This is a genomic window from Bradyrhizobium sp. CCGB12 (genome assembly GCF_024199845.1).
Lineage (GTDB): Bacteria > Pseudomonadota > Alphaproteobacteria > Rhizobiales > Xanthobacteraceae > Bradyrhizobium.
The window spans coordinates 4,548,506-4,562,214 of the sequence record NZ_JANADO010000001.1 but is presented as its reverse complement, the minus strand read 5'-3'; the positions used below and the strand labels follow the sequence as shown (position 1 = coordinate 4,562,214).

Genomic DNA, 13,709 nt, shown 5'->3' with positions numbered 1-13,709 from the left:
GAGCTGCTATCAAGAGAGGCGTGATACATGCGCCGACCGATTGATACTGCACCGAAGAATGGAGACGACATCTGGCTGGAAGATGCGACCGGTGCTGTCGAGGTCGGCCACTGGTCACCCGAGGCGGGCAAATGGGTCTGGCAGGACGGCTCACCAATCAACGGTGCGCCCATCCATTGGTACCTCGCAACCGAGGATGTCGATCCAGGGGACGAACGATCGGGCAGTTCGTTCGTGGCGGCTGCAATTCTGATCTCCGCCATCTTCGTCGGGGCTTCCCTGCTCGGTGTGCTCAGGCCATTCGACGCGCAGCCCCGTCCGGAAGTGACGCGCGCCGGTGGCGAGCGCGCCCTCAGCCTCGATCAGCGGCCTGACATCACGACCGGATCGCCGGCAGTCTTTCAGCGCGAAGCGACCGGAGCCCTGGTGGAAGCGGAACCGGCAAGCGTGGTGCGAGTCCAGCGGCGGCTGGACGAAGACGCTCCGCGCAGTGCAGCACTCGCCAATGAGTTGGTCGAGGCGCGCAAGGAGCTTGACGAGGCGGTCCAGCGGACGCGCACGGCGGAAGTGGCCGCGGAGGAGCTGCGGAAATCCCTCCAACAGGAGCAGGCCCGCGGCGTCGAGCTCGCGAACGACCTTGCCGGAGCCCGCGGCGAGATCGACACCCGTACCGCACAATCGCGCAACGCGGACGATGTGGCCGCGCAGCAGCGAGATGCGGCGGCGGCGGAGATCGCAGAACTTCAGCAGTCTCTGCAGCAGGAGCGGCAAAGGAGCGCCCTCCTCGTGAGGCAGGCCAACGCCGCGCAGGCCGCATCGGCGAGCGCCGAGCAGCAACGCCAGGAGGCGCAATCACGTGCTGCCGCACTCGCGAGCGAACTTGCCGCAATGCCTCGCGGATCGGAAGCTTCAGCTGCAGCCGCGGAGCAACGCGAGGCGGCGGAGCGGGTAACCGCGGAGCTGCGGCAGTCCTTGCAGGATGCCCAGCAGAAGAACGCCGACCTCGTCGCCGAGGCCAAAGCGGCGGCGGCCAATGACGAACAACAACGCCGCGCTCTCGAAGAGACCCAGGCACATGCGGCCGCGCTGGCGAGGGACCTTGCCGAAGCGCGCCATGAGATCGAAACCCGGAACGCGCAATTGCGCGAGGCGAACGAGGCGATCTCGCAGCAGAGAGAGGCCGCGAGCCGGGAGATTGCCGAACTGCGGCAGTCGCTGCAACGGGAGCGGAGCAGAAGCGAAGCTCGGGAAAGAGACCGCGCATCGGCATGGAGCCTTGCCAATGTACGCCTCACGATGGGGCAAACATTCCAAGGCGCGATCTTGCCGACGACGCAGCACGTGGACGTGACTGTCGCGGAGACGCCGACAGCCGCAAACCAGATCGAGGCGGAGGCCCGATTGATCCCGCGCGCCAGGGCGTTGCTCGATCAGGGAAATATTGGTGCGGCGCGGATTGTACTCGAGCTCGCGGCCGAGAAGGGCATTGCGCAGGCAAGCTTCATGCTCGCGGAGACATATGATCCCGCGGTTCTGTCCGCCTGGGGGACCTATGGAACGCGCGGTGAAGCGGCCAAGGCGCGAGAGCTCTACGCGAAGGCGCAAAGGGGCGGAATTCCCGGCGCCAAGGAACGGCTCGATGCGCTGCATCGCTGAGAATGGACGTGTTGCCGTCCTGCGGGACGAAAGGTTGCGCTGGCTGATCGAGAAGGGGACGACATGAACAAGCTGCCAAAGTCACTCTCGTTGTTGCTGCTCGCCGGGTTGATGCCGGTCGCGATGATGCTTCAGACGGCTTCCCTGGAAGCCCAAACCGCGAGGAATGCCAAGGCCGATGCGCAGCTCGTTCGGCGACCCCTCCCGCAGGAGAAGGAAAAGGACCGGATGAACGCCTGGACCGTCGGGCTGGCCGGCGGTCTGCTCGAGGGCGCACCGATCCGCCTTGCCGCGGAAATGGCCCGCGTCGTCGACGATGGCGCAGATATGCATCTTCTGCCGATCGTCACGCGGGGGGCCACCGACAATCTCAATGCGTTGCTTTATTTGCGTGGTGTCGATACCGCCATCATCAATTCCGACGCGCTCGATGAATACAAGATTCAGGTGCCGCAGATCCAAAGTCGCATCACGTACCTGCTCAATCTCTTCCCGTCCGAGCTGCACATTTTCGTGCGGCCCGAGATCACCAGCCTGCAGGATCTTGCCGGCAAGAAGGTGAACTTCAATACCCAGGGTACCGCAGCGGCGTATTCGGGACCGCTGATCTTCAGCCGTCTCGGCATCGATGTCGAAAAGACATTCATTCCGCACCAGGTTGCCCTGGAACAGATGCGCAAAGGCGAGATGTCGGCCGTCGTGTTCATCACGTCGAAACCCGTCGATGCCTTTGTACGCGGCCGCTGGGAGACGGGATTCAAATTTCTGCCGGTGGCTTACGACAGGAAGTTCGAGGACTATTATCTGCCCGCGACCCTGGACGCCACCGAGTATCCCAATCTGATCAAGCAGGGTGAGCGGGTCTCGACCATCGCCGTGCCGACAGCTCTCGTTGCCTTCAACTGGCCGTCACGTTCGAATCGCTATCAGCGCGTGGCGCGCCTTGTCGATTACCTGTTCTCGCGCGTTGACCGTCTGCAGGCACCGGGCTTCGATCCGAAATGGCGGTCGATCAATCTCGCCGCGACCGTCCCCGGGCTCACCCGCTTCCAAGCCGCGCAGGAATGGTTGGATAGCAAGGCGCGCAGCGCGCAGGCGCGGCCATGAAGACTGCGGTTCCACCGCTCGCTGTCGCCTTCAATGTTGCCTGCGGAATTGCCTACGCGCAAAGCGCGAATGATCCCATGGAAACACTTCGGGCTTGTTCGGCCATGACGGGAGCAGCCCGGCTGGAATGTCTGCAAGATTTGTCACGCAAGATCCCACCGCCCGGTCGGCGGGGGGCAGATGATGGCTGGATGGTCAGCGAGACGACCTCGCCTGTGGATTATCTGCCGGTCGTCGTCGCCATCGCGTCCTCCGTCAGCAGCTCGGACGGCGCCGCGATGCAACTCGCAATCCACTGCCGCAAAGGCCGCACGGAAGTCGTCGTCGGAGGACCGACGGTGTCACGCAGTGCCAATGAATACGCCATCTCCTTTCGGCTCAATGCGGAGCCGCCAATGCAACTCACGGCGGCCTCGCCGTCGTTCGGCTCCGGCGTGGCTTTCGGGGGGGACGTCGTGCAGTTGCTGAGATCGCTACCCGACGACGGTCACATCGTTGTGCGTCTTTCCACCCGCACGGGCGCGGTGCAGGAGGGACAGTTTCCGCTCAACGGATTCAAGAACGTGCGCGAAAAAATGGGGGCTGCATGCAAATGGCCACATGCCGTCGCCAGACCGGAAAGGTGATGGTCAGGGAACGGGAGACACGAGATGATCAATCCGAAATTGGCGATGGCAGTCATCAGCGGCGTAGCGATGCTGATTCTGGTCGGACCAAACGCGCGGGCGGAGCAAGGCAACCTGTTGGTCCCGCAGGCGAGCGAGAAGAGTGAGGCGAGCAACCAGAAACATTCGGGTCGACATAAGCAGGCGAGCAAGCCGGCGCAGAAGCGCACGAACAAGCAGGACCTTGCGAACCGGGCAGCGATGGCCCAGGCGGCGAAACCCGGGATCGTCAAGAAGCCGCATCAGCTGATACTGCAGGTCAATTCGAACGAACCAGCGATGATGAACCTCGCACTCAACAATGCGACCAACGTCGCCCAATACTACCGCGACCTCGGCGAACCCGTGTCGATCGAGGTCGTCACCTTTGGTCCCGGCCTTCACATGCTGCGCGACGATACTTCGCCGGTAAAGCCGCGCATCGAGGTGCTCGCGATGAGCCATCCCGAAATCTCCTTCAAGGCCTGCGGCAACACCCAGGAAAACATGCGCAAGGCGGAGAACAAGGACATCAACTTGATCCCACAGGCAACGGTCGTTAAGTCCGGTGTCGTCCGCGTCATCGAGCTGCAGGAGCAAGGCTGGAGTTACGTCAAACCGTGAAGTCAGCCGGCAAGGCGGAGACGATATTGGCTCGAAGTCGATTGGGGTCATTTCATGCGATGGGCCGCGACACGTCGGGAGTTCCTGGCAGGGAGCATTGCTCTCTGCGGGATGGCGGGACGCGTCCTGGCCGAGACCGCCCGGCCGAAGCGCGTCGCTTTGGTGACCTCCGGCGCAGGAAGCGCAATCCAGGGCTGGATCAGGGACACGCTACGGAGTGATGGTTACGTTGAGGGCAAGAACCTGATCATCGATTTTCGCGAAGCGAAAGGACACTATGCCGAGTTACCCAGGCTGCTTTCAGAGGTGATCGCGCTTGACCCTGATGTGATCATCGCCGAGGCGACACCTGCCGTCGCCGCGGCTCAGAAACTGACGGCGACAATTCCGATCGTAATGGCGCCGTCAACCGATCCGATTGGCTCAGGATTCGTGAAATCCTTTTCGCATCCCGGAGGCAACATCACGGGTATCGCCAATATGTTCGACGATCTCACGGCTAAGACGTTGGACATCGTTCGCCTGGTTTTTCCGGGGGCGCGAAAGATCGGCATACTCAGCTCCGCCAATCCCACACATCCGCCACTCGCCGCGACTGCAATTCGCGCAGCCAACGCGATCGGTATCGCCGCCGAAAGCTTCGTAGCTCCAAATCCGGAGGACATAGAGAAGGCGTTTTCTGGCATGAGGGAAGCGAACTGTGACGTAGCGTACGTCCTCGCTGATCCGCCACGACCGAACTTGCCTTCACTTGCGATGAAGTATCATTTGCCTGCCGTGTATCAGGTCAATACGTACATTCCGCGCGGCGGCCTCATGTCGTATGGACCTCATGTTCCAAGCATATTTGTCCGTGCAGCCTATTACGTAGAGCGTCTTCTCAAAGGCGGGAATCCGGCGGAGATGCCCGTTGAGCAGCCAACGAAGTTTGTCTTTGCCGTCAACTTGAAAACCGCGAAGGAGATGAATTTGGTGATCCCAGAGCGGGTCCTGGTGATGGCAGACGAGATCATAGAATAGAAGATCAACGCGAAGACCGGCTCCGGCCTTCGCGAGAGCAGAGCGGACACGGCATGCTGTCGCGGGCTGACCGGATTCAGGAGCCGACGCCTTAGAACTGATACCTCCGCAATCCCCCATCCACCGGGATCACCGTGCCCGTGATGTAGCGTGCCACCGGTGAGGCCAGAAACACCGCGAGCGCCGCGAGGTCTTCTGGCTCGCCCCAATAGCCGACCGGAATCTCTTCCTCCGCAAAGCGCTCGCGATAGTCTGGCGCATAGTTGCGGCGGATCTGCTCGCTCATGATGCGGCCGGGCGGGATGCAGTTGATGGTGATGCCGTGCTCGCCGATCTCGCGCGACAGGCCCTTGGCCCAGGCGTGCACGGCCGCCTTGGCGGCGAACGCGGCGTTCAGGCCTTCCGGCTCGGACTTGCCGGTGATGTTGACGATGCGGCCCCATTTGCGTTCGATCATCTGCGGCAGCAGCGCGTGCGCGATGCGGCGGTAGCTGGTGAAGTTGAGCGCGATCGCCTCGTCCCATTTGCTGTCGGGCGCATCGACGGGGAGGGGGCGGCTGCCGCCGGCATTGTTGATGAGGATGTCGACGTGGCCGAGCTCCTTCAGCGCGAATGTCGCGATCTTCTCCGCGGCGTCCTTGGCCATCACATCCTGCTCGAACGGCGTGATCAATCCGGAGCCGACCTCTTTCACGAGTTCGGCGAGCAGGTCGGTGCGCCGCGCAACGCCGACGACGCGCACGCCTTCGGCTGCGAGGCCCTTGGCGATGGCGCGGCCGATGCCGATGCTTGCGCCGGTGACGACAGCGGTTTTCGATTTGAGCCCGAGGTCCATGGTCACACGCTCTCTTGTTTGCTTTTTTGCTTGTTGCGGTTCGTTTCCTGCCTTGTCCCTGCCGGGGTGATTTGCCCGACCGGGACGAGCAGTGGTAACCAAGTGCTTCGGCGAAGGAAACACGAAAAAGAAAAGGCGCGAGCGATGGTTTGGGATCCGCAGCAATATCTGAAGTTCTCCGGGCATCGGCTTCGGCCCGCCGTCGATCTGTTGATGCGGATTCCGGATTTTGGCCCGCGTACGGTCGCCGATCTTGGCGCCGGTGCCGGCAACGTCACCAAGCTGATCAAGGAGCGCTGGCCAGAGGCGACGGTGACGGGCGTCGAGGGTTCGGCCGAGATGGTCGCGGCGGGCCGCAAGGCGGCGCCGGACGTGGAATGGTCGCATGAGGACCTCGGCCGCTGGCGCCCCGCGCAGCAATACGATGTCGTCTATTCCAATGCCGCACTGCACTGGCTGCCCAATCATGCGGCACTGTTTCCGTCGGTGATGGAGAAGGTGACGCCCGGCGGCATGCTCGCCGTGCAGATGCCGCGCAATTTTCTGGCCCCTTCGCATGTGCTGATCGGCGAGACGGCCCTGAACGGTCCTTGGCGATCCAAGGTCGAGCACCTCGTCACCCCACCGCCGGTCGAAGGGCCGGCCTTTTATCACGACCTTCTCGCACCGCTGTCGGCCAATATCGACATCTGGGAGACCGAATATCTGCAAGTGCTCGAAGGCGACAATCCCGTGAAGGAATGGACCAAGGGGACCTGGCTGACGCGCTATCTCGATGTCTTGCAGGGCGATGAGAAGGCCGCGTTCGAAGCGGCCTATGGGACGCGCGTCGCAAAGGCCTATCCGAAGAATGCGGCGGGGCAGACGCTGTTCCCGTTCCGGCGTCTCTTCATGGTCGCCCAGCGCAAGGGCTGATTGCACTGCCGCAACGCGATATGGATGCTCGTTCCCTTGGACAGGAGCGGCTTCCGGGTTGCGCATCCGGTCGTCGCCAAGATAGCTTGGCTGCGGCAAATTGGGCTTAGGTCTAGTTGTTCGCGTGGCGGATTGCTGCCACTACTGACGTGCAAAATCGGGCTGCAAAACAAAAAGAACCCGGTTTCAGAGGTTGTTGGGAGGTTACTTCATGCGCAAACTGCTTCTTGCAGTCGCCGCCACGGCTATTCTGTTGGCCCCCGCTATTGCCCAGGCCCAGAATCCGATCGTCATCAAGTTCAGCCACGTCGTCGCCAACGACACCCCGAAGGGCAAGGGCGCGATGAAGTTCAAGGAGCTCGCCGAGAAATACACCGACGGCAAGGTCAAGGTCGAAGTCTACCCGAACTCCACGCTCTACAAGGACAAGGAGGAGATCGAGGCGCTTCAGCTCGGCTCGGTGCAGATGCTCGCGCCTTCGACCGCGAAATTCGCGCCGCTCGGCATCAAGGAGTTCGAGGCGCTCGACCTGCCCTGGTTGTTCAAGGATGATGCGACCTATTCCAACGCGATGAAGGGCACGATCGGCAAGTGGCTGTTCCAGAAGCTCGAGGCCAAGGGCATCACCGGGCTCGTTTATTGGGACAACGGCTTCCACATGGTCTCCGCCAATCGCCCGCTGATGAAGCCGACCGATTTCCAGGGCCTCAAGTTCCGCATCTCGGGATCGAAGGTTGCCGATCAGTATTTCCGCCTGATCGGATCGATCCCCCAGATCATGGCGTTCTCCGAAGTCTACCAGGCGCTCCAGACCGGCGTGGTCGACGGCTGCGAGAACACGGCGTCCAACTATTTGACGCAGAAGTTCTACGAAGTGCAGAAGGACATCACCGTGTCCTATCACGCGCATCTGCAATATGCCGTCATCGTCAACTCGAAATTCTGGTCGGGCCTGCCGCCTGATATCCGCACCCAGCTCGAAAAGGCAATGAACGAGGCGACCGACTACACCAATCAGATTGCGCATCAGGAGAACGAGGACGCGCTGGCGCAGATCAAGAAGACGGGCAAGACCACGCTGCATTATCTGACTGACGCCGACCGCAAGGCATGGCAGGAGGCGATGCAGCCGACCTACAAATGGGCGAAGGGCCGGGTCGGGCAGGAGGTGCTCGATCTCGTCGCCAAGGAACTCGACGTCAAGATGAACTGACGACCGCGCCCTATACGAACAATATCAACGGTCGGGGGTGATCGCACTCCCGGCCGTTTCGCTCTTGAATGGACGAGCCAATACTGGGGGACCAAGTTGCTGCGTGTGCTGAATCGTTTCCTCAATCATCTCGAGGAATGGCTGATCGCGACGTTGATCGCGGCTGCAACGTCGCTGATCTTCGTCGCGGTGCTGCATCGCTACGGCGCCGGACTTTCCATCGACATCGCCAGATGGGCGGAAGCGCGCAACCTGGCTTTCCTCGCCGTCCCCGCGCGCGCGACGTTCGTCTGGCTTGCCGCGCTCGATCTGTCCTGGGCGCAAGAGCTCTGCATCTACATGTTCATCTGGATGGCGAAGTTCGGCGCGGCCTATGGCGTGCGCACCGGCATCCATGTCGGCGTCGACGTGCTCGTCAACATCCTTCCGGGCGGATCGCGCCGCCGCGTCATCACCTTCGGGCTCCTGTGCGGCGCGCTCTTCACCGCCATCGTGGGCTATTTCGGCGCCGCGTTCGTCAGCCAGATGTGGCAGACCGGCCAGCAATCCAATGACCTCGAAGCGCCGATGTGGATGGTGTATCTCACCATCCCGCTCGGCTCCGGCTTGATGTGCTTCCGCTTCCTCCAGGTCGCCTGGTCGTTCTACCGCACCGGCGAGCTGCCGCATCACGACGTGGCCGACGTCGAGGGCGTCGAGGCCGATCCGGTGCATCCGGCCCCGGTCACACCCAGCCAGGTCGTCCGCGACGAGCGCAGCCCGCTCGGCTGGATCCTGATGTTGGTGCCAGTGCTGATCGTCGCCGTATGTTTCGCGCATGCGGGCCACGTCATCACCTTGCCGCAAGGCCTGCGCGTCCTCATCGTTTTCGCACTACTGCTCTCGTTGATGCTGACGGGCATGCCGATCTCGATCGCGCTCGGTCTGACCGTGCTCAGCTTCATGTTCACGCTGACCGACGTGCGCACGGAATCGGTGGCGCTGAAGCTGTTCACCGGCATCGAGAATTTCGAGATCATGGCGATCCCGTTCTTCATCCTTGCCGGCAACTTCCTGACCCATGGCGGCGTGGCGCGCCGGATGATCACCTTCGCGACCTCGCTGGTCGGCCATTGGTACGGCGGCCTCGCTCTGTCGGGCGTGGTCGCCTGCGCGCTATTCGCGGCGATTTCCGGCTCCTCGCCGGCGACCGTGGTGGCGATCGGTTCAGTGATCCTGCCTGCGATGGTCGCGCAAGGGTTTCCGAAGCGGTTCGGGGCAGGGGTGATCACGACATCAGGCTCGCTCGGGATTCTCATTCCGCCGTCGATCCCGATGGTTCTCTACGCCGTCTCCACAAACACCTCGGTGGGCAAGCTGTTCATCGCGGGCATCGTGCCGGGGCTTGTGCTGGCCACGCTGCTCGGCGCAACGACGTTCTATCGCGCCTGGCGCAACGACTATCCAAGGATGCGGAAGGCAACTTTCGGCGAGCGCTTCGATGCGTTCCGTAAGTCGATATGGGGCATTCTGCTGATCGTGATCGTGCTCGGCGGCATCTACACCGGCCTGTTCACGCCGACGGAAGCTGCCGCCGTCAGCGCGGTCTACGCCTTCATCGTCGCAGTGTTCATCTACAAGGATCTGAAGCTGCGCGACGTGCCACGGGTGCTGCTGTCATCGGCGAACCTTTCGGCGATGCTGCTCTACATCATCACCAACGCGGTCCTGTTCTCGTTCCTGATGACGTATGAGAACGTGCCGCAAGCGCTGGCGCAATGGATGATCGACCTGGGCTTGGGCTGGATCGGCTTCCTGCTCCTGGTCAACCTGCTGCTGCTGGTGGCGGGCAACGTGATGGAGCCGTCCTCGATCATCCTGATCATGGCGCCGATCCTGTTTCCGGTCGCAGTCAAGCTCGGCATCGACCCGATCCATTTCGGCATCCTGATGACGGTCAATATGGAGGTCGGGCTGTGCCATCCACCCGTCGGCCTCAACCTGTACGTTGCATCAGGCATCGCCAAGATGGGTATCACCGAGCTCACAGTCGCGGTGTGGCCGTGGCTCTTGACGATGCTGGGATTCCTGGTGGTGGTGACGTACTGGCCGGGTCTGTCATTGTGGCTGCCGAGGCTGCTGGGGATGTAGCGGCAAGGGCACGTCGTAGCCCGGATAGAGCGCAAGCGTAATCCGGGTTTTTCTCACATCACGACGACTTTCCCGGATTACGCTTCGCTCCGTCCGGGCTACGGCTCGCCACCGATGGCAATCACCTGCGAGATGCGGTTAGATGCCGCGCGACAGGCCGGGAGGAAGCAACATGACAGAACCCAGCAGCGAGCCGAAGGAGGCCACGGCATCCGTCATTGCGCAGCAAGAGGCGATGCTGAACGCGCTGCCGTTTTCCGACACGCGGGATTTCGACGATGCCGCGCGCGGCTTCCTCGGCACCATCGAGAATGCGACGATCTTGAATCCGCAGGGAAGGACGGTCTGGAGCCTCGAGCCCTACGGCTTCCTCGCGGATGAACAGGCGCCGGCGACCGTCAATCCGAGCCTCTGGCGGCAGTCGCGGCTCAACATGCATCACGGCCTGTTCGAGGTCGTGCCCGGCGTCTATCAGGTGCGCGGGCTCGACATCGCCAATATGACGCTGATCGAGGGCGACAGCGGCGTCATCGTCGTGGACACCCTGACCTCGATCGAGGGCGCACGCGCCGCGCTGGATCTCTACTTCAAGCACCGGGGCCCGCGGCCGGTCGCGGCCGTCATCTTTACCCACACGCATACGGACCATTGGGGCGGCGCGCGCGGCGTGTTGGAGGAGGATGCGCTCGCAACTGGCCGCGTGCCGATCATCGCGCCGAACCTGTTCATGGAGCACGCCGTCTCCGAGAATATCATCGCGGGGCCGGCGATGCTGCGGCGGGCGCAATACCAGTTCGGCCCGTTCCTCGCCAAGGGTGTGCGCGGACAGGTGGATTGCGGGCTCGGCAAGTCGATGGCAGCGGGATCGGTGGCACTGCTGCGCCCGACCGATTTGATCATGGCGACCGGCGACAGGCGCCTGATCGACGGCGTCGAGTTCGAATTCCAGATGGCGCCGAACAGCGAGGCGCCGGCGGAGATGCACTTCTTCATTCCGCGCTACAAGCTGTTGAACCTCGCCGAGAACTGCACGCACAATTTTCACAATCTGCTGCCGTTCCGCGGCGCCGATGTGCGCGACGCGCTGGCCTGGTCTAAGTATCTGGGTGAGGCCCTGCTTCTCTGGGACGGCAAGGCGGAGGCGATGTGCGGCCAGCATCACTGGCCGGTATGGGGGCGCGAGCGGATCGGCACGATGATCCGGCAGCAGCGCGACCTCTACAAGTTCGCGCATGACCAGACCATCCGCTTGATGAACCACGGCCTCACCGCGGCCGAGATCGCCGAGACGATCCAGTTGCCGAAGAGCCTGGAAGGTGCCTGGCATGGCCGCGGCTATTACGGCCATATCCGGCACAATGTGAAGGCGATCTACCAAAAGTACCTCGGCTGGTACGATGCCAATCCGGTCAATCTCGATCCGCTGCCGCCGGTCGAGTCCGGCAGGAAATATGTCGAGTACATGGGTGGCGCAGACGCCATCCTGACGCGGGCGCGCACGGACTTCGACAAGGGCGAGTTTCGCTTTGTCGCGCAAGCGCTCGGCCACCTCGTCTTCGCCGAGCCGGACAATCAGGCGGCGCGCGGGCTGCTGGCGGATACGCTCGAGCAACTCGGCTATGCCGCCGAGAGTGCGACCTGGCGCAATGCCTATCTGTTCGGCGCGCAGGAATTGCGCCGGGGCATGCCGAAGGCGCCGCCGCGCCCGCCGATGCCGCGGGAGACGCTGGCCGCGCTGCGCACCGGGCAGCTCTGGGACGTGCTCGGCATCCGCCTCAACGGTCCGAAGGCGGAAGGCAAGCGCATCGTGCTGAACTGGGGCTTTTCCGACACCGGCGAGACGTTCGCGCTCAATCTGGAGAACTGTGCGCTGACCTATACGGAGGGCGTGCAGGCGGAGGATGCGGACGCAAGCTTTACGCTGGCGCGAGCAACGCTCGATGAGGTGATCGCGAAGCTGACGAGTTTTCCGGAAGCGGTGGCCGCCGGCAAGGTCGAGCTATCGGGCAATCCGATCAAGCTTGCAGAGCTGATGGGCCTGATGGACGAATTCCCGCGCATGTTCGAGATCATCGAGCCGAAGCGGGCGGGGGTCGCGTAGGGCGCCGCCATCTCCGTCATTGCGAGCGCAGCGAAGCAATCCAGAGTTTTTCCGGAGAGGCAGCCTGGATTGCTTCGCTGCGCTCGCAATGACGTGTTGATAGAGCGATACTCGCTGTCATCGCCCGGCTTGATGACCGGGCGATCCAGTATTCCAGAGACCGCGGTGTGCTCGAACCGAGAAGCCGCAGTGTACCTTGGGGCGACAGCGTGCCCCTTACTCCGCGCTGCTCACCAGCTTGATCCGCGGCGCCTGCGCCTCGGTCAGGCTGCGATATGCAGCGAGATAGTCCAGTGCCATGCGCCGCGCCGTGAAGCGTGTCTCGAACTGCTTGCGGATCGCGGCCCGGTCCAATTGCGGAAGACGGTTCACCACCCCGGCGGCACTGATGATGTCCTCGACCACAAACCCGGTGAGGCCTTCGTCGATGATCTCGGGCACCGAGCCGCGGTTGAAGGCGACAACAGGCGTTCCACAGGCCATGGCTTCGATCATCACGAGGCCAAACGGCTCCGGCCAGTCGATCGGCAAGAGAAGTCCGAGGGCGCCGCTCAGAAAGTCCGACTTCTCGTGATCGCCGATCTCGCCGATGAAGTCGATCAGCGGATTGTTCTCGATCATCGGTCGGATCAGCTCGTCATAGTAATCCTGGTCGGCGCGATCGACCTTGGCCGCGATCTTGAGCGGAATACCGCAATGGGTCGCGATCTTGATGGCGCGGTCGACGCCCTTCTCGGGCGCGATGCGGCCGAGCACGGCGAGATATTCCTGTTTCGCCGGCTTCGGCGTCAGCAAGTTCTCCGGAAGACCGTGATGGATCGTCGTCACCCAGTTCGCCTGCGGCACCGGCCGTCGCTGCGCATTGGAGATCGAAATGACGGGCATTTTCGAGAAGGTATTGAAGACCGGCTGGTGCTCCGGCAGGTCGAGCCGGCCATGCAGCGTGGTCACGAACGGTGTCGGCTGGCGGTGGAATAGCGACCACGGATAGTAATCGAGATGGAAGTGGAGGAAATCGAACTCCTCGTCGTCACATTTTTGCCGCACCCGCTCCAGCAGCACCATGTGCAGTGCATTGGGATCGCGCACAGAACCGTCGAGCCGAAGGGCCCTCGGCCACAGTGCATCCAGCTTTGCCGAGGTGTGCGAATCGCCGCTGGCGAACAGGGTTACGTCGTGTCCCAGGGCCACCAGCTCTTCCGTCAACCAATGCACCACCCGCTCGGTGCCGCCATACAGCTTGGGTGGAACAGCCTCCGTCAACGGAGCAACCTGCGCGATGCGCATCTCACCATCTCCTTTGTGCGATCATGAACGTAGAAAGCCCCCGCCTGTACGGCACCGGCAATGCCAGCCAAGGGAACGTTCCCGCACTTGCGAAGTTCCTTCCCCCAAACGTTACTTATTCGACACGTTCGGGGCTCGTCGCGATGCTGCCATCACATCATCGCAGATCGTCCGCAT

The 13,709-nt window shown here is 62.5% G+C and carries 11 protein-coding genes and 1 pseudogene; 10 read left to right on the top strand and 2 right to left on the bottom strand.

Translation table 11 applies throughout. The features are described from left to right. Positions 1 to 27 precede the first annotated feature (27 nt). The 5 genes from NLM27_RS21345 to NLM27_RS21325 all read left to right on the top strand — a co-directional run bounded on the left by NLM27_RS21345 (position 28) and on the right by NLM27_RS21325 (position 5,051). On the top strand, positions 28 to 1,656 hold the full coding sequence (locus NLM27_RS21345; RefSeq protein WP_254145184.1) for a hypothetical protein: 1,629 nt from the start codon (positions 28 to 30) through the stop codon (positions 1,654 to 1,656). A gap of 63 nt (positions 1,657 to 1,719) precedes the next feature. Continuing rightward, positions 1,720 to 2,763: a TAXI family TRAP transporter solute-binding subunit gene (locus tag NLM27_RS21340; RefSeq protein ID WP_254145183.1), complete on the top strand. Its 1,044-nt coding sequence runs from the start codon at positions 1,720 to 1,722 to the stop codon at positions 2,761 to 2,763. Beyond that, positions 2,760 to 3,389, top strand: a complete 630-nt coding sequence (locus NLM27_RS21335) for a hypothetical protein (RefSeq protein ID WP_254145182.1) — start codon at positions 2,760 to 2,762, stop codon at positions 3,387 to 3,389. Before NLM27_RS21340 ends, NLM27_RS21335 begins: the two co-directional genes overlap by 4 nt. Before the next feature lie 24 nt (positions 3,390 to 3,413). Beyond that, positions 3,414 to 4,031, top strand: coding sequence for a DsrE family protein (locus NLM27_RS21330; RefSeq protein ID WP_254145181.1), 618 nt, complete (start codon positions 3,414 to 3,416; stop codon positions 4,029 to 4,031). Positions 4,032 to 4,085: 54 nt separating this feature from the next. Beyond that, positions 4,086 to 5,051, top strand: coding sequence for an ABC transporter substrate-binding protein (locus NLM27_RS21325; protein WP_254145180.1), 966 nt, complete (start codon positions 4,086 to 4,088; stop codon positions 5,049 to 5,051). 91 nt (positions 5,052 to 5,142) lie between these two features. Here NLM27_RS21325 and NLM27_RS21320 read toward each other — a convergent pair whose 3' ends face one another. Further along, entirely contained in the window at positions 5,143 to 5,886 is a 744-nt protein-coding gene (locus NLM27_RS21320; protein ID WP_254148892.1) for an SDR family NAD(P)-dependent oxidoreductase, read from the bottom strand. 144 nt (positions 5,887 to 6,030) lie between these two features. On the opposite strand from NLM27_RS21320, the gene NLM27_RS21315 reads away from it, so the two are divergent. The 5 genes and pseudogenes from NLM27_RS21315 (at position 6,031) to NLM27_RS21295 (ending at position 12,245) form a co-directional block, all read left to right on the top strand. Continuing rightward, the gene (locus NLM27_RS21315) at positions 6,031 to 6,801 is read left to right on the top strand and encodes a methyltransferase domain-containing protein (protein WP_254145179.1); all 771 of its coding nucleotides are present in this window, start codon (positions 6,031 to 6,033) and stop codon (positions 6,799 to 6,801) included. A gap of 211 nt (positions 6,802 to 7,012) precedes the next feature. Then, a complete protein-coding gene (locus tag NLM27_RS21310; RefSeq protein WP_254145178.1) occupies positions 7,013 to 8,014 on the top strand; it encodes a DctP family TRAP transporter solute-binding subunit in 1,002 nt (333 codons plus the stop codon). A 105-nt stretch (positions 8,015 to 8,119) separates the two neighbouring features. Continuing rightward, positions 8,120 to 8,644, top strand: a pseudogene (locus NLM27_RS43790) (TRAP transporter small permease); the annotation flags it as partial. A 219-nt stretch (positions 8,645 to 8,863) separates the two neighbouring features. Further along, a complete protein-coding gene (locus NLM27_RS43785) occupies positions 8,864 to 10,144 on the top strand; it encodes a TRAP transporter large permease subunit (protein WP_254148891.1) in 1,281 nt (426 codons plus the stop codon). A gap of 172 nt (positions 10,145 to 10,316) precedes the next feature. Next, positions 10,317 to 12,245, top strand: coding sequence for an alkyl/aryl-sulfatase (locus NLM27_RS21295; protein WP_254145177.1), 1,929 nt, complete (start codon positions 10,317 to 10,319; stop codon positions 12,243 to 12,245). Between the two features lie 216 nt (positions 12,246 to 12,461). Here the strand turns inward: NLM27_RS21295 and NLM27_RS21290 are convergent, their stop codons facing one another. After that, positions 12,462 to 13,532 (bottom strand): glycosyltransferase family 4 protein, encoded by a 1,071-nt coding sequence (locus NLM27_RS21290; RefSeq protein ID WP_254145176.1) that lies wholly within the window; start codon positions 13,530 to 13,532, stop codon positions 12,462 to 12,464. Positions 13,533 to 13,709: the final 177 nt, after the last annotated feature.

Bases quoted from the DNA above. Each gene is read 5' to 3' on its own strand.
- NLM27_RS21345 (WP_254145184.1), top strand. From the start codon at position 28: ATGCGCCGACCGATTGATACTGCACCGAAGAATGGAGACGACATCTGG.
- NLM27_RS21340 (WP_254145183.1), top strand. From the start codon at position 1,720: ATGAACAAGCTGCCAAAGTCACTCTCGTTGTTGCTGCTCGCCGGGTTG.
- NLM27_RS21335 (WP_254145182.1), top strand. From the start codon at position 2,760: ATGAAGACTGCGGTTCCACCGCTCGCTGTCGCCTTCAATGTTGCCTGC.
- NLM27_RS21330 (WP_254145181.1), top strand. From the start codon at position 3,414: ATGATCAATCCGAAATTGGCGATGGCAGTCATCAGCGGCGTAGCGATG.
- NLM27_RS21325 (WP_254145180.1), top strand. From the start codon at position 4,086: ATGCGATGGGCCGCGACACGTCGGGAGTTCCTGGCAGGGAGCATTGCT.
- NLM27_RS21320 (WP_254148892.1), bottom strand. From the start codon at position 5,886: ATGGACCTCGGGCTCAAATCGAAAACCGCTGTCGTCACCGGCGCAAGC.
- NLM27_RS21315 (WP_254145179.1), top strand. From the start codon at position 6,031: ATGGTTTGGGATCCGCAGCAATATCTGAAGTTCTCCGGGCATCGGCTT.
- NLM27_RS21310 (WP_254145178.1), top strand. From the start codon at position 7,013: ATGCGCAAACTGCTTCTTGCAGTCGCCGCCACGGCTATTCTGTTGGCC.
- NLM27_RS21295 (WP_254145177.1), top strand. From the start codon at position 10,317: ATGACAGAACCCAGCAGCGAGCCGAAGGAGGCCACGGCATCCGTCATT.
- NLM27_RS21290 (WP_254145176.1), bottom strand. From the start codon at position 13,532: ATGCGCATCGCGCAGGTTGCTCCGTTGACGGAGGCTGTTCCACCCAAG.